Origin of the sequence: Providencia sp. R33 (assembly GCF_019343475.1) — a bacterium.
GTDB lineage: Bacteria > Pseudomonadota > Gammaproteobacteria > Enterobacterales > Enterobacteriaceae > Providencia.
The window spans coordinates 786,005-802,608 of record NZ_CP072453.1; the positions used below are offsets into that span (position 1 = coordinate 786,005).

The 16,604-nt window shown below is 42.9% G+C and carries 10 protein-coding genes; 4 read left to right on the forward strand and 6 right to left on the reverse strand.

The genetic code is table 11. The features are described 5' to 3' along the window. Positions 1-203 precede the first annotated feature (203 nt). Entirely contained in the window at positions 204-4,091 is a 3,888-nt protein-coding gene (gene purL, locus J6836_RS03690) for a phosphoribosylformylglycinamidine synthase (protein WP_219246945.1), read from the forward strand. Between the two features lie 355 nt (positions 4,092-4,446). Then, positions 4,447-7,056: a calcium-binding protein gene (locus J6836_RS03695; RefSeq protein WP_219246946.1), complete on the forward strand. Its 2,610-nt coding sequence runs from the start codon at positions 4,447-4,449 to the stop codon at positions 7,054-7,056. 121 nt (positions 7,057-7,177) lie between these two features. Here J6836_RS03695 and J6836_RS03700 read toward each other — a convergent pair whose 3' ends face one another. The 4 genes from J6836_RS03700 to J6836_RS03715 form a co-directional block, all read right to left on the reverse strand. After that, complete coding sequence (locus J6836_RS03700; RefSeq protein ID WP_219246948.1) at positions 7,178-7,825, reverse strand: 3-keto-L-gulonate-6-phosphate decarboxylase UlaD; 648 nt, start codon at positions 7,823-7,825, stop codon at positions 7,178-7,180. A 4-nt stretch (positions 7,826-7,829) separates the two neighbouring features. Continuing rightward, positions 7,830-8,651, reverse strand: coding sequence for a Cof-type HAD-IIB family hydrolase (locus tag J6836_RS03705; protein ID WP_219246951.1), 822 nt, complete (start codon positions 8,649-8,651; stop codon positions 7,830-7,832). A gap of 14 nt (positions 8,652-8,665) precedes the next feature. After that, positions 8,666-9,142 carry a PTS sugar transporter subunit IIA gene (locus J6836_RS03710; protein ID WP_219246953.1) on the reverse strand — a complete coding sequence of 159 codons (477 nt, stop codon included), beginning with the start codon at positions 9,140-9,142 and terminating at the stop codon, positions 8,666-8,668. 70 nt (positions 9,143-9,212) lie between these two features. Continuing rightward, on the reverse strand, positions 9,213-10,964 hold the full coding sequence (locus J6836_RS03715; protein ID WP_219246954.1) for a PTS ascorbate-specific subunit IIBC: 1,752 nt from the start codon (positions 10,962-10,964) through the stop codon (positions 9,213-9,215). A gap of 402 nt (positions 10,965-11,366) precedes the next feature. Between J6836_RS03715 and ulaR the strand changes: the two genes are divergently transcribed. Together ulaR and ulaG are read left to right on the forward strand one after the other, a co-directional pair. Then, on the forward strand, positions 11,367-12,122 hold the full coding sequence (gene ulaR, locus J6836_RS03720) for an HTH-type transcriptional regulator UlaR (RefSeq protein ID WP_219246957.1): 756 nt from the start codon (positions 11,367-11,369) through the stop codon (positions 12,120-12,122). Positions 12,123-12,235: 113 nt separating this feature from the next. Next, the gene (ulaG, locus tag J6836_RS03725) at positions 12,236-13,303 is read left to right on the forward strand and encodes an L-ascorbate 6-phosphate lactonase (protein WP_219246961.1); all 1,068 of its coding nucleotides are present in this window, start codon (positions 12,236-12,238) and stop codon (positions 13,301-13,303) included. A 113-nt stretch (positions 13,304-13,416) separates the two neighbouring features. On the opposite strand, the gene fbpC is transcribed toward ulaG, so the two are convergent. Together fbpC and J6836_RS03735 are read right to left on the reverse strand one after the other, a co-directional pair. Further along, positions 13,417-14,457, reverse strand: coding sequence for a ferric ABC transporter ATP-binding protein (fbpC, locus tag J6836_RS03730; RefSeq protein ID WP_219246964.1), 1,041 nt, complete (start codon positions 14,455-14,457; stop codon positions 13,417-13,419). A 16-nt stretch (positions 14,458-14,473) separates the two neighbouring features. Next, positions 14,474-16,552 (reverse strand): ABC transporter permease, encoded by a 2,079-nt coding sequence (locus tag J6836_RS03735; RefSeq protein ID WP_219246967.1) that lies wholly within the window; start codon positions 16,550-16,552, stop codon positions 14,474-14,476. Positions 16,553-16,604 lie beyond the last annotated feature (52 nt).

The following is a 16,604-nucleotide window of genomic DNA, read 5'->3' on the forward strand; positions in this document are numbered from 1 at the left end:
AATTCCAGTGGTTGGGTATTTTGCTCAACAATTATGATCGGTGCAACCTATATTATCGTATTTAGCACAGAATAATATTTAACTAATCGCTTTATTTTTAATCACGCAAACGGTTTCGTATTGATGAACATTGCTCTATAATGGGCACCGGTTTCCCTGCTTTCATGTTCAGGGCTGGCGTTTAAAAGAGAGAAATTAAGACTATGGAAATTTTGCGTGGTTCACCTGCTCTATCAGCATTTCGTATTACCCGCCTTTTGGCATTGTTTGCAGAAAAGCAACTGCCTGTAACAGATATCTATGCTGAATATATGCACTTTGCTGATTTATCAGCGCCGTTAAGTGATAGTGAGCAAGGCAAACTGAGCAGTTTGTTAAAATATGGTCCTTCTCTGACAGAGCATGACCCTTTCGGTAAACTGGTTTTAGTCACCCCACGTCCGGGTACAATTTCTCCTTGGTCATCTAAAGCAACGGATATTGCTCACAATTGTGGTCTTAGCCAAGTTAAACGCATTGAACGCGGTGTTGCCTACTACGTTCAGGGAGATGCATTAACGCAAGCACAGTGGCACGAAGTGATTGCACTGTTACATGACCGCATGATGGAAACAATTTATTCTTCTTTTGAACAGGCGGATGCCTTATTTGCACACCAACAGCCTGCACCGATGAAAACCATTGATATCATCAACGGTGGGCGTCAAGCATTAGCAACAGCAAATACAGAAATGGGCTTAGCGCTGGCGGATGACGAAATTGATTATCTGCAAGCTGCCTTCACAGGTTTAAAACGTAACCCAACAGACGTTGAGTTATATATGTTTGCGCAAGCGAACTCCGAACATTGCCGCCATAAGATTTTTAACGCAGATTGGGTCATTGATGGTGAAGAACAGCCAAAATCGTTGTTTAAGATGATTAAAAACACCTTCGAGAAAACGCCAGAGCACGTGTTATCGGCTTATAAAGACAACGCGGCTGTGATGGAAGGTTCTTTGGTGGGGCGTTTCTTCCCAGAACCAGAAGGGCGCACGTACCGTTATCATCAAGAAGACACTCACATTTTAATGAAAGTGGAAACCCATAACCACCCAACAGCTATTTCGCCATGGCCGGGTGCGGCGACAGGTTCTGGTGGGGAAATTCGTGACGAAGGCGCGACAGGGCGCGGTGCAAAACCAAAAGCAGGTTTAGTGGGCTTTTCCGTTTCTAACTTACGTATCCCCGGCTTTGAACAGCCTTGGGAAGAGGATTTTGGTAAGCCTGAACGCATTGTGAACGCACTGGATATTATGATGGAAGGCCCTCTGGGTGGTGCTGCATTCAATAACGAATTTGGTCGCCCTGCATTATTAGGTTACTTCCGCACTTATGAAGAAAAAGTGAATAGCCACAATGGCGAAGAATTACGCGGTTACCACAAGCCAATTATGTTAGCAGGTGGTATTGGTAATATCCGTGCGGATCACGTACAAAAAGGTGAGATCACCGTGGGTGCGAAACTGATCGTGCTAGGTGGACCATCAATGAACATTGGTTTAGGTGGTGGTGCGGCGTCATCGATGGCATCAGGTCAATCAGATGCCGACTTAGATTTTGCATCAGTTCAGCGGGATAACGCTGAAATGGAACGTCGTTGCCAAGAAGTGATCGACAGATGTTGGCAGCTGGGTGACGATAACCCAATCTTATTTATTCATGATGTGGGTGCGGGTGGTTTATCCAACGCTATGCCAGAGCTGGTGAGCGATGGTGGGCGCGGTGGTCGTTTCGAATTACGTAAAATTTTGAACGACGAACCGGGTATGAGCCCATTAGAAGTGTGGTGTAACGAATCCCAAGAGCGTTATGTGATGGCTGTTGCGCCTGAGAAACTGGCAGAATTTACCGCAATTTGTGAACGTGAACGTGCGCCATTTGCGGTGATTGGTGAAGCGACAGAAGAGCGACATCTCACCTTAAATGATGCGCATTTTGATAATCAACCGATTGATATGCCACTGGATGTGTTACTGGGCAAAACGCCAAAAATGCTGCGTGATGTGAAAACACTTAAAGCAGAGCCTGATGCATTAGACAGAACGGCCATCAATTTAAATGAAGCGGTTAAACGTGTTTTACATTTACCCGCGGTCGCAGAGAAAACTTTCTTGATCACCATTGGTGACCGTACGGTAACAGGGATGGTTGCTCGTGACCAAATGGTCGGCCCTTGGCAAATTCCAGTCGCGGACTGCGCCGTGACGACAGCAAGCTTAGACAGTTATTACGGTGAGTCCATGTCAATTGGTGAAAGAACACCAGTGGCATTAGTGGATTTTGCGGCTTCTGCGCGTATGGCGGTAGGTGAAGCGCTGACTAACCTCGCTTGTTCTTACGTGCAAGACCTCAAACGTGTGAAATTATCCGCAAACTGGATGGCAGCTGCGGGTCACCCAGGTGAAGATGCCGGGTTATATGAAGCGGTAAAAGCCGTTGGTGAAGAACTTTGCCCTGCACTAGGTTTAACTATCCCTGTGGGTAAAGACTCCATGTCGATGAAAACCCGTTGGCAGCAAAATGGCGAAGAGCGCGAAATGACCTCGCCACTGTCATTGGTTATCACCGCATTTGGTCGCGTTGAAGATGTTCGTTTAACCGTAACGCCTGAATTAAAAACGGTAGAAGATAACGCGCTGTTATTAATTGACTTGGGTGAAGGCCAAAATGCGTTAGGCGGCTCAGCCCTTGCACAGGTTTATCGTCAATTAGGCAACAAAGCGCCTGATGTCCATAGCCCTGAGCGTTTACTTGGTTTCTTCAATACCATTCAAAAACTGTTATCTGAGCAAAAATTGCTGGCTTACCATGACCGCTCAGACGGTGGTTTATTCGTCACTTTAGCCGAAATGGCATTTGCAGGTCATTGCGGAATTAATGTCGATATTAGCTCATTTGATGAAGACACTTTAGCTGCATTATTCAATGAAGAATTAGGTGCGGTCATTCAAATCAATGGTGCTGATAAAGAGTATGTCGAAGCGTGCTTTGCAGAGGCAGGGTTAGCCAATTGTGTGCATTATTTAGGCTCAGCAATTCATGACGATATCGTGATCATCAATAGCCGTGATACCGTAGTTTACCGTGAATCACGCAGTTTACTGCGTCAATGGTGGGCAGAAACCACATGGCAAATGCAGCGCCTGCGCGATAACGAAGTGTGTGCAGACGAAGAGCATACGCTGAAGCAAGATAACCAAGACCCAGGCTTAAATACCAAATTAACTTACGATATCGAAGACGATATTGCGGCGCCGTTTATTTTATCGGGTGTGCGTCCGAAAGTCGCTGTGCTGCGTGAGCAAGGGGTTAACTCCCACGTTGAGATGGCAGCAGCCTTTGACCGTGCAGGTTTTGATGCCGTTGATGTGCATATGAGTGATTTGCTGGCGGGTAATGTATCTCTTGAGCAATTCCAAACGCTGGTGGCGTGTGGTGGTTTCTCCTACGGTGACGTATTGGGCGCAGGGGAAGGTTGGGCGAAATCTATCTTGTTCAACAACCAAGTGCGTGACGAGTTTGCAGCATTCTTTAGCCGCCCAGATACTTTATCACTGGGTGTATGTAACGGTTGCCAGATGATGTCCAATCTGCACGAGCTGATCCCCGGTGCTGAATTCTGGCCACGTTTTGTTCGTAACCGTTCAGAGCGTTTTGAAGCCCGCTTTAGTTTAGTGGAAATCGCCACTAGCCCATCATTATTACTGCAAGATATGTCGGGTTCTCGTATGGCAATTGCGGTCTCTCATGGTGAGGGGCAAGTGGAAACCCGCGCCGCGGCACATCTTCAGCAATTAGAAGACAACGGCTTAGTCGCCATGCGTTTTGTGAACAACTATGGTCAAGTGACCGAACAATACCCTGCGAACCCGAACGGTTCAGTTAACGGTATTACGTCAGTCACATCAAAAGATGGCCGCGCAACGATTATGATGCCGCACCCAGAGCGTGTTTTCCGTACAGTGAGCAACTCTTGGCACCCAGAAACATGGGGAGAAGATAGCCCATGGATGCGTATTTTCCGCAATGCGCGTAAGCAATTAGGTTAGAAATTCGTATAACCATTCAGAAATAAAGCCACTCTACCGTTATGGATTAAAACATAACGGTAGAGTTTTTTATTATGCCCTCACATTTACAGTAATTATTATTTCTCTTATTTGTATTGAATAACATCATAAAAAATAAAATATTATGATGGTTATTTGAATGTTGATTTATTAGATATTTGCTTTATTAATTAATTCATTGATGTTTCAGAATAACTTTTAAATATCCTTTCAAATTAAGTGCTAAAGTCAATAGTTGTATTTTCCTTTATAAATTAAGAAATAATTTTATTATAATTAATTTTGATAGGGGATTTCTTTTAATTTAACTGAAAAATCAAATAAGGGTGTATTTATGATTGGTCATCATAACAGAAATGAAACTGTTACTTTTTCTTTAAAAAAGTTGAGAAATATTGAGCATTTACATTATGAAACTAGAAAACCATTTAGTCCATCCAATTTTTATAGTGACTCCCCAATACATATCAATCTCATGAATGGCCGTGTGAAGTTAAGTGGTGTAGAGATTGATAAAGCAAAATTAGCAAATATCAATAATGCGATAATAAAGGGGGGAGATAAATCTAAAATATTTTTAAAAGGTAATAGAAAAGACAATTATTTAGATGCTGGTATGACGAATGCGGCTATCAATGGTTACGGCGGAAGTGACCATCTTATTTTTAGGTCGGGTGTTGCGAGAGGAGGAGCTGATGATGATTATTATTTCTTACGTCGCTACCAGTGGGAAAGTGCGAATAAAAAACCATTAACTAAATTGGATGCAAGAATTGTTGAAACATCTCAAGGGAAAAGTGTCGTTCGCTTAAGTTACACTTTAAAGGAGATAACGAAGGTTAAACTTGTAGGTAACGATTTAGTCATAACGATTAAGACTGTATCACCTTATAATAATGTTAATACGTTAGAATTAAATTTGACGTTAAAAAATGTTTATCAAGAACGATTAGAAGGAAAAGCGCTAAAGCACCATTACCAACTCTATACGAAAGATGGGTTTGGTTTAAAACCAATTTTAAAAAATAACAGTGATAAATCAGAGAGAGAAAAGCTTTTTGAAATACGCTATTTTCAAAGCGAAGACGCTATTAATAGAGATTCAAGTGATTATGTTAAGATTAATGAAGAAAAGAAATATGTCGTCATTAATAACAATGGGTATCGTTTCCCTGAATGGGGCGAATTCAATTTAGACGGGGATATGAAAAATTTAACGTATACAGGAAGTGAAGGTAATGATGAATTAGAGAGGGTTAACAGAAATAGTTACATTATGGCAACGCAAGGGAATGATATTTATCATTTAAAACCTGGTAATCTTGAACAGTCTGAGTTAACTGTTGATTTTTCTCAGGTGGAAGGCATATCTACAAACAGAAGTGTTATTATTGATTTGCCTGATGAATATGGAAAAGATTTATACGCTGACGGTCAATCAGTATATTTTAAAAATGTGTTTAATGATAAAAAGCTTAATATTAAATTTATCAATTATAAACATAGTGAATATAACCATGTATATATAAAAGATGCAAATAGTAATATATTTCAAGTTAAACTAAGCCAAAATGGGCACACAATAGTACGTCCTCCTAAAATTAGGGAAACTACACAAATGGCCGATGAGGTTTACCTTTCCCCTGGGTATTCTTTTTCGGGCAGCATCATCGATACATTAGCGGGTGACGATAGCATTGAGAATTACAGTGGAACTGGCGTAATCGTTAATGGTGGTGAGGGTAATGATAAAATTAAGGCTTCTAAGGGGAGTAATGTTTTTTACGGCGGCGATGGTGATGATGTGATTGAGGGAGGAAACCAAGGGGATTTGTTACTTTCAGATTTGGGCAATGATACTTTAAAGGGGCGGGGCGGTAATGACCATTATATTGTTGATGGTTCAATAGGCACGGGAACAACAGTCATTAGTGATGATGACGGTATCAATAATATTCATTTAATGCATTTTCATAAAGATCCGATAATAGAAAATAGTGTATCTCGTTATCAGGTATATAGTTCAATATCAAATTTGCGAAAAGTAAAAATAAAGATCTCACCGGAAATTGATAAGAATAAAAATCACATACATCATTATGATAGTCTCCCCCATCATGTGCCGAATGATGTTAAAGGGAATATGAGTCATATGATCAGGTATTTAGCTGAGCATCAGCAATACTGGGAAAGTGAAAATCCATTAATACCTTGGCAGCCGATGTCTGCCTTTAAAGGAACATTTAATAATACGTCACAGAGTATTATTGATTTATCTAAACCTATTGTGACGATTAATCAGGATACCGGTTTTCATCAACTTGTGATGAATATAAAAGGTAACCCAGTTGATTTAACGGATAACAGCGGTTATGGGCGTTTTTATAACGTTAAAACAGAATCGGGGAAAATGGCTATTTCCAAATTTTCGATGAGTAACAATGTATTATATGCAGGAAAAGGAAACACAGAGTTAACAGGTGGTGGGGGAAATGATGTTTTCATCATCAATGGAAATAGCGGAAAGCTAAGTGATGAATATGGCAATAATATGTTTATCATTGATGGCGGTCGTAGAGGCTGGAGCGATATTCATTATGGTAAAGGATATAATGAGGTGCATTTAATTAGCTTTAATCAAACGCCTGTTATTTTAAAAAAAAATGATAAAAACCAAATCACACAATATATTTATGAATCGGAATCTGGCTATAAAGTCACAATTAGTCAAGCGGAAGGGATACCTGAACCCACCGTTATTCATCACAATTTATTGCCAGGAAGGCGCGATTATACGACTGAACAGAAACTCGAATATTTGGGAAATGCACTCGCCGCAATGCGCTTACAGGATGAATATAATAGTCTTGGGGTTACGGATATAAAATTAAAATGGGATCCTGTGAAAGTTGTTAGCACGTTTATGTGTGAAGATACGTTATAATATTTAACTATCAAGTTGGTGGGGGCGGTATTTAATCCGCCCATTGGGTTATCATATGGCAGTAGATTGCCCTAAATGCGAATTTAATTTTAGGGCAATCATAGTGACGACATTAAATAGGCTACTTCCAGAAACGATTAATTTGCTCGCGCAAGGCTTCTGCCGTTTGCTTACCTTTTTCACCGACTAACGCACGCCCCGCAATAAAGGCCTTGGCTTTAATGCCATTAAATAGGTGGATATCTTCCGGTACAATACCCCCTGTAATGGATAATGCGAGCCCTAAATCAGATAACTTGCGCATTTTTTCGATATCTTCATCAGTCCAGCCAACGCCAGCGAGTTCAGCATCCCGTGAGCGGTGGTAAATGGCTTGTTGAATGCCGAGGTTGACCCATTTTTTAGCATCGTCAAAGGTCCAGTTACCGTAAATTTCAATTTGAATTTCGCGATTAAATTCGTCGGCGACGTTCTTACAGGCGGCGATGGTGGCAATATGCGCCGCTGCTGACACCGTGATCCAATCCGCCCCTGCCTCAAATGCCATTTTCGAAAGAATAGCGCCCCCGTCAGTGGTTTTCATATCGCAAACCAGAATGTGGTTTGGGTATTTCTGGCGTAAGGTCGACACTGCATTCATGCCATCGGCAAACGCTAAAATTGTACCCACTTCAATAATATCGACGAAAGTGTGTACATTTTCAGCGACTTCCAGTGCCGCAGGTAAGTTTGTTTGGTCTAATGCGATTTGGATCAACGGTTTAGTCATGGTTTTATCCTTGAATTTTTTCTCGTATCAAACGGGCAAGCCCGTCATGATTGTTATCAGTGGCGCAGATAGCGTTAGCTTGTGCTTTGACTGCCTCATCAGCGTGTGGCATGGCAACACCGAGCCCAGCGTATTGGATCATGGAAATATCATTATGGTTATCGCCAACGGCAATCACTTGCTCTGGTTTGAAGCCTAGTTGGTTGACGTATTGCGCTAAGCGCATACCTTTGTTGTTACCTTTACAGGCGATATCAATGCGGTTGACCCACGAACGTTCAGCGGTGAATTTGTCATTCACCCACGAGACATCCATTAATTGCTCGATGGCATTCGGGTCACCTTCAACGACAAATTTCCAAACGTAATCGGTATCACGAACCTGTTCTTCAAATGAATCAATACGGTAGATTTTAGGGGGATGTGCAAGGCTTGGATCTGCCGCCCATACTTCCATATCTTTCATATAGTCAATCGGTTGTGATTTTGAATAGGTCATTTCATTGGTGGTATACAGCACCAGTTTGAATTGGTTTTTTTGTGCCAATTCAATAAAGGCCAAGGCATCATCTTTGGCAATTGAGGTTTGTGTTAGCACCTTTTCATTTTGGTAATCATAGATATAGGTGCCATTGCAGCAAATAATGGGTGTGGTTAACCCCAGCTCATCGTAATAAGGGCGCGCAGCGGTATGGTGACGACCTGTCACAATCATCACGTGGCAGTGTTTCGCCGCGTTTTGAATTGCAGACCTCACTTCTGGGTGGATAGTGTGTTGAGCCGTCAGAACCGTCCCATCTAAATCTAATGCGAGCACTTTATACATATCAATTAATCCTTTTAAGCGTTTTTCGCGAGTGCCTCATCAATCACGCGATACACATCGTCGGCTGTGTGGCATTGGCGCAGTTTGTTAAGATCGACACCCGTTTCGCTGTCCTCATCATCAAGAACTTGGGTGACCTCCATCAATCCTTCCATATGTTCGTCAGAAGAGCTACCCGCAAGTGTAATTAAAACGTCGACGGGCTCATCTTCTCCATCAAAAATAATGGGTTTTTCTAAGGTCACCAACGCAAAAGCGGTGCGAATAACCCCATCTTCAGGGCGAGCATGGGGTAAAGCCAAGTTCGGGGCGATGCAGATATACGGGCCCAGTTTTTCGACGCTGCTGATAATGGCATTATGATAATCGGGCTTGATAGCACCAGAGGCAATTAGCATGTCTGTACCAATTTTAATCGCATCGCGCCAATTTGTTGCGTTGGCGTGAAGTTGGATAGAATTGTTGTCGATTAATGATTGTTTGAATCCCATTATGACTTCCTCTTGGATAATATTTGCCTCGATAGAAGCGGCGGTAGCGTCTATCGAGGCATCAACATGATTAGTGGCGAATAAAATTGGTATGAATGATATTGAGCAACTCATCACCGAATGAATTTGGATTGAGCATATTTTGTACGCCAAGAACGAACTTTCCTTCACCTGGGTCCATTTCTGAACTTAAGTGCTTTGACGAGACGATAATGTCTGTTGCTGCTAATTTCGATTTATAGTCGGACACCGCGCAGGAATCCATGATGTGTGGGATGCCTTTTTTCTCAAGGTACTGGCCAATTTTCATTTTCATCATCATGGAGGAGCCTTGCCCATTACCACATACCGCTAAAATGCGTACCGGTTTGGCGCCACTGTGCTCAATTGAGGTTGATTCAACTTCGTCGACTGTTTCAATTGCTGCTTCAAGTGCACCTTCAGCATCCTCTTCTGCGCGCAGTTTTTTCGCGGCGAAGTACATGTAGACAAGGGAAAGTGCGACAATCACAAAGAAGAACATTTTCGAGAATGAGAGGCCTTGCATAATCACTGGGAATGCAAGCGCCCAGTCAGCCATTCCCATCCAGCCGCTAAAATCGGTGCCTTGGCGGTTGATTAAGTCGATAGCCCATGCAGAACCTAAAATTTCGATGACCCCCATCACGAAACACACTTTCATCACGGCTTTCCAACCGCCAAAGTGGTTTGCAAAGATACCGATGGTGGCATTGGAGAAGAACATCGGAATAAAGCCTGGGATGATCATAATCGGCGAATTGAAGGCTAACATACCCAATACCGCAGCAAACTGGCCTATTGCGCCCCACATAAAGCCGAAGACCATCGCATTCGGGGAAAAAGCATAGATAGCGGCACAGTCGATGGCGAGCACGGCATTAGGAATGACGCGCTCAGAAATACCTTTAAATGCTTCGGAAAGCTCTGCGACGAACATCCGCACACCCGTCACGATGATTTGAATGGCAACGGCAAATTTCAGGCCTGTTTCAATAATGTAGATAGTCCAGTGGGTGGTGCCTGCCATGGTTTGTAGGTTAGTCAGACCAAAGGAAATTAAAATAACACCAAAAAAGAGCGTCATCACAATGGCAGTTGCAGAGATGCTATCGTGGAAAATATGCAACCATTTTGGCAATTTTAAGTTATCAACACTGTCTTTTTTATCCCCCAGTTTTGGGGCAACCTTGGTCGCTATCCATGAGGCAAACTGCTGCTGGTGGCCGATAGAAAAACCAGCTCCGCCAGTCACTTCTTGTGTCGGTTTAAACATGATATTGGAGGAGATCCCCCAGTACAGCGCCATCAAGACCGCGGAATACAAAATGGTTTCCCACATGCTTGAACCCAGCACAAAATAAAAAACAGCAATCAAGCCTGCTTGCTGGAACATGATGTGCCCTGTCAGCATGATGGTACGAATACCAGTGACTCGGCGAAAGAGCACTAACAGAATGTTAATAGCGAGGGCGAGTAACACGGTATAACCGACCCACGAATAGTTATCACCCATGGTTTCCATGGTAGCCATCATTGAGGTATATGGGTCGATGACTGAACCTGTAAGACCGTGGTATTCAGACATTTTTTCGATGACGGGTTTAAAGCTAGACACCAAGGTGCTTGCTCCAACACCCACTAGCATAAAGCCGACAATTGTTTTGATTGTCCCCTTGAGGATTGTTGTACCATCACGCTTTAATAGCCAGTAACCAATAAATGTGACTAAGCCTAATAGTAGCGGTGCTTTCGTCATGACTTGGCTGTAAAAAATATAGAAAGCGTCGTATAAAAAATCCATATTTTTACCTCTAATCAAATTGTATTTGTAATTTATATGGGTAATAGATTATTCATATTGATCGTATCTGGTGTTATTGCGATATAATCATTTAAAACAGATAAATGGTCGCGCAAAAATCAATTATGATCAAATGTAATCACGAATTGCTCTTTTATGATTGTTTGCATTTGTCTGTTTTTTTACCAGTAAAAAAATAAATAAATGGCGACCTGATCACGTAAAATTTAAAATATTTAATAAAATCAACGTAGTAATTTTATTTATGTCAAATATCAATTTTTTGCATAGGCAGAGGTTGACAATATTGGATGAGATAAATAGAATCAAAACTAATCACCAGTAATCATTTTCAATCATAAGTTGTCATTGATATGATTATTTCTTAATAAGGCGATAGTTATGAATGAAGTGCAAAGACACAACGAAATCTTGTCGTTACTAGAAACGCAGCGGGTGATTAACGTTTCTCATATTACCGAACAGTTTAATGTGTCTCCTGCCACCGCTCGTCGTGATATTTCAAAGCTTGATGAGCAAGGTAAGTTACGGAAAGTCCGTAATGGCGCAGAACGAATTGAAAAGAAAAAGCGTAAGTGGACACCGCTCAATATTAATAGCACTGACCACTACGAAGAAAAATCAGAAATTGCCATCAAAGCTGCGGAGCTTTGTCTCCCTGGGGAAAGCGCAGTGATCAACTGTGGCTCAACCGCCTTTATGTTAGGGCAACAGCTTTGTGGTAAAAATGTACAGATTGTGACCAATTACTTCCCGTTAGCCAGTTATTTAATTGATGAAGACCATGACGACGTCATTTTAATTGGTGGGCAGTATAACAAGGCACAAAACATCTTTTTAAACCCAGCCCTCAATACGTTGATGGGCTATGCAGGTAACTGGATGTTCACGTCAGGGAAGGGATTAACGGAAGCTGGTTTATATAAAGCCGATATGCTAACCGCCGTGGCTGAGCAGCAGATGCTAGATCAAATCGATAAATTAGTGGTGGTTGTCGACAGTTCCAAGGTAGGCCATCGAACAGGGATGTTATTTTGTCCAGCTAATAAGATTGATGTACTTATCACGGGAAGAAATGCAAACCCAGAGGTGATAAAAGGGATTAAAGCGCAAGGGACTCGCGTGATCCTCGCCTAGTTTAGCCGACTACCTGATTTATTGAATTTAAACAAATTTGCCTTCATGCCTTAATTCTTTCATTAAGGCATCGGGCTCCTGACATCTAAAATTCTGGAAAAGGTATTATCACTATGAGCAAAGTCAATGAAATTACACGTGAATCTTGGATTTTAAGCACATTTCCTGAGTGGGGAACGTGGCTAAATGAAGAAATTGAAAAAACCGTTGTTGAGCCCAATACATTTTCAATGTGGTGGTTAGGTTGCACAGGTATTTGGTTGAAAAGTGCGGGTAATACCAATATTTCTATCGATTTTTGGTGCGGCACAGGGAAAAAAACACAAAAAAATCCACTGATGAACAAGCAACACCAAATGATGCGTATGGGGGGAGTCGAAGCGCTACAACCTAATTTACGTACGGCAATTTTCCCCCTTGACCCATTTGCAATCAAAGAAGTGGATGCGATTCTAGCCTCTCACGACCATGCTGACCATATCGATGTTAACGTGGCGGCAGCCGTGCTACAAAACTGCGGTGACCATGTTAAGTTTATTGGCCCGCAAGCGTGCGTGGATTTATGGACAAAATGGGGCGTACCTACAGAGCGCTGTGTAGTGGCAAAAGTGGGTGATGTGCTAGAAGTCGGAGATATGAAAATCCGTGTGTTAGATTCCTTCGACCGAACTGCGTTAGTGACGTTGCCGCAGGGGGTGTCTTCCTATGATAAAGCCATTTTGGATGGCATGGACTCCCGCGCAGTGAATTATTTAATTGAAACCACGGGCGGTTCTGTTTATCACTCAGGTGATTCCCACTATTCAAACTATTATGCGGCTCATGGTAACCGTTACAATATCGACGTCGCATTACTGTCTTACGGCGAAAACCCACGTGGTGTGACGGATAAAATGACCTCTTCGGACATTTTGCGTGCCGCAGAATCATTAAATTGCGAACGCGTTATTCCATTCCACCACGATATTTGGGCGAACTTCCAAAATGACCCGCGTGAAATTGAAGTGTTGTGGAATATGAAAAAAGAGCGTTTGCAATACACGTTTGCCCCGTTCTTCTGGCAAGTGGGCGGCAAATATACTTATCCAACCGATAAAGACCGTATGCATTATCAGCACTTCCGTGGCTTTAACGACATCTTTAAAAATGAGCCAGAGCTGCCCTATAAAGCATTCTTATAGTTATTGATAAACTCATTCATAGCAGAGGCGAAAACGCTTCTGCTTTTTTTATTTTGAAGCATAAAAAAACCGCCAACAGGATGTGGCGGTTTGGTGTTTAAGGTAACAGTTGATTATTCAAGTACAAACATGCCGTAAGGGTGAATTTGCAGATACAGATTTTCCCCTACACTTGGTTGTAACTGGGTAGCATTAATTTGCAGCAACATAGATTGACCATGCCAATCAACTGTGACTTCATATTGGGGCCCCATATAGGCAACGTGGGTGATGGTACAACGTTGGCTATCATCACCTTGTGTGCTTAAAGTAATGGCTTCAGGGCGAACACCCACAGTGACCTGCGTTTGCGTTGAGGTAATTTGCGCAGGACGTGGCAAGCGATAATTAAAGATATCAACAGAATCAGCGGTCAATATCGCAGGGAAAATGTTGGCATCCCCCATAAAGCTGGCCATAAATTTCGACGCTGGCTGGCGGTAGAGTTCCTGCGGTGAACCCAATTGCATGATTTTCCCTTTGTTCATGACTAGAACCATATCGGATACCGCGAAGGCTTCACTTTGGTCATGGGTAACGTACAAAGAGGTAATGTTAAATTGTTGTTGTAGCTCACGAATTTTCTCACGCATGCTGCGACGCAAGTTAGCATCCAAGTTACTTAACGGCTCATCAAATAACAGCACTTTTGGCTTGAGGATCAAGGCACGGGCTAAGGCGACACGCTGTTGCTGTCCCCCAGAGATTTGGTCAACAAAGCGGTCAGCAAAGCCGGCTAAATCCACCAGCTCTAATGCTTCGTCGACCCGTTTTTTGATTTCTGCTTTCGGTAAGCCTAACATCTTCAAGCCGTAACCTACGTTATCCCCTAAAGACATGTGTGGGAACAAGGCATAGGACTGGAACACCATACAAATATCACGTTGTTGTATTGAACGGTCGGTTACATCTTCGCCATCAATAAACATGCGGCCTTCAGTCGGCTTTTCGAGCCCTGCAACTAAACGTAAAACGGTGGTTTTCCCGCAACCTGATGGGCCTAATAAGGTCACCATGCTGCCTTGAGGAATAGAAAGACTTAAATCATCAATGACCGTGTTGGTGCCAAAGCGTTTAGTCACATTTTTTAATTCAACAAAATTATGTTGTGTCATGTCAGTTACTCCCTGATCACTGTGCATTTTTGGCTTTGGAACGTGAAACACGGGCTTCGCCAATCAAATAGTCAAATAAGAAGATAATTGCGAGCATGACTACAATCAAAATGGAGCCATAAGCAATCGCAACGCCATACTCACCATCCTCAACACGGTTAAGAATGTAAGCGGTGGCAACGCGTGTATCAGGGGTAACCAAGAACACAATCGCACTGACCGTGGTGATGGCTCGAACAAAGCTGTAAATCAGCGCGGACAAAATGGCAGGGCGCAAGAGCGGCAGTAAGATAAAGAAAATAGTGCGCATGGAACCTGCTCGCAAGCTCAATGAGGCTTCATCTAGTGATTTATCAATTTGCCCCAACCCTGCGATACCTGCGCGGATCCCCACAGGGACGTTACGCATGGTCATCGAAATAATCACGATGGCGGCTGTACCCGTTAAATAGAACGGGGTGTCGTTAAAGGCTAAGATGTATGACACACCAGCAACGGTACCCGGTACGGCGAAACATAACATGGTGGTGAATTCGATGGTTTTCTTGCCACGGAAATCTTGGCGCACCACGATATAAGCAATTAACAAGCCGAGAATAGCCGTAATTGGTGCCGCAATCCCCGCATACAGAAGAGTATCGAGCAATGAAGGCCATGCGCCGTCACTCATACCTTGGCCGAATAACTTAATAAAGTTATCCAGAGTTAAGGTGTAGTCCACACCCCAGTTCACCGTAAAGCTTCCGTAGAAAATGCTACCATATAACAGCACGTTAAAGGCAACCCAAATCGCTAAGAAGAGAGTCACCGTGGTAATTAAAGATGATGGCAGCGGTTGGACATCACCACGGTAAGATTTACCAGAAACCGTGACGTACGAACGCTTACCAATCCACATATACTGCACGCAGAATACCAACAGCGAGAACACTAATAAGGAAGCACCCAAGGTACTGGCGGCTTGGTAATCTAACTGTGAACCCGTGATATAGAAGTAAATTTGCGTAGCTAATACGTCAAAGTTACCGCCTAACACTAACGGGTTACTAAAGTCCGCGAGTGACTGAACGATAACAATTAAAAATGCATTGGCTAGTGCTGGCTTCAGTAATGGCATAAACACATTAAAGAAGGTCTGGTAGCGGTTAGCACGCAGGGTGTAAGAGGCTTCTTCCAAAGATGGGTGAATGGTTTTAATCGCACCATCCAAAATCATAAATGACATTGGTGTAAAGGCCAGAACCTGTGCGAGCCAAATTCCTGTAAAACCATACAACCAGTTGGTATTTTCTAACCCCATGTAAGTGGCGAGGAATTCAGTAATATAGCCTGAGCGACCCATCATCAAGGTCACACCAAGGCCGACAACGAATGGCGGTGTCACAATTGGTAAGATAGAAAACACGCGACCAATAATGGCAGAGCGTTTCGCAATACGTGTGGTGTAAATAGCTAAAATTAACCCAAAGAAGGTACAACCCGCACCCACGGCTAAAGAGAGAAATACCGAGTTAATGATGACTTGAACTATATGGGATTGCGTTAAAATTGCCACAAAGGCAAATGGCGCAAAATCCCCATTACCATCAGTAAACATCGGGATAAAAATCGCCACACTTGGGAAGACGATAAACAGTGTGATCAGTGCAACAACGGTGATTAACGAGCCAATGACAAATTGGTCGCCGCCCAGCCATTCAAGGCGGGTTAGCGCGTGCGTCATCACCATACCTAAGGCAATAAACAGCACAATGGCTGAATAACCAAGCCCCTTACCATCAAAGTAAGCTGTGACTATCACTACAACGGCAGTGAGTGCCGCAACGGCAATATCGAAATAATGGCGAGTTTTATGGTAACGATCCGCTGGTGTTAACGGGCGAATAAACAGCACAGATGGTAAGAGATACCAAAGCCAGCTAATATTCAGGCTGCTCCACCCATAAGCGGCGAGGATTTCATCTTGCGTCGAGTCAAGTAAGCCATAATCCAGACTCCAAGACGGCAACAAGGCGAAACCAACCCAAGCTAATAGCAGCCAAAAAAAGGTGCTATCTCGCTTTTTAGGTGGTGTCAGAGCTAGGGTTTGAGACATAGATCCCCCTAAGCTCGTCATATTTTGTGTTGTCACGGTGTTGGCTGCGCTT

Bases quoted from the DNA above. Each gene is read 5' to 3' on its own strand.
- J6836_RS03710 (WP_219246953.1), bottom strand. From the start codon at position 9,142: ATGGGATTCAAACAATCATTAATCGACAACAATTCTATCCAACTTCAC.
- ulaG (WP_219246961.1), top strand. From the start codon at position 12,236: ATGAGCAAAGTCAATGAAATTACACGTGAATCTTGGATTTTAAGCACA.
- ulaR (WP_219246957.1), top strand. From the start codon at position 11,367: ATGAATGAAGTGCAAAGACACAACGAAATCTTGTCGTTACTAGAAACG.
- fbpC (WP_219246964.1), bottom strand. From the start codon at position 14,457: ATGACACAACATAATTTTGTTGAATTAAAAAATGTGACTAAACGCTTT.
- J6836_RS03735 (WP_219246967.1), bottom strand. From the start codon at position 16,552: ATGTCTCAAACCCTAGCTCTGACACCACCTAAAAAGCGAGATAGCACC.
- J6836_RS03715 (WP_219246954.1), bottom strand. From the start codon at position 10,964: ATGGATTTTTTATACGACGCTTTCTATATTTTTTACAGCCAAGTCATG.
- purL (WP_219246945.1), top strand. From the start codon at position 204: ATGGAAATTTTGCGTGGTTCACCTGCTCTATCAGCATTTCGTATTACC.
- J6836_RS03695 (WP_219246946.1), top strand. From the start codon at position 4,447: ATGATTGGTCATCATAACAGAAATGAAACTGTTACTTTTTCTTTAAAA.
- J6836_RS03705 (WP_219246951.1), bottom strand. From the start codon at position 8,651: ATGTATAAAGTGCTCGCATTAGATTTAGATGGGACGGTTCTGACGGCT.
- J6836_RS03700 (WP_219246948.1), bottom strand. From the start codon at position 7,825: ATGACTAAACCGTTGATCCAAATCGCATTAGACCAAACAAACTTACCT.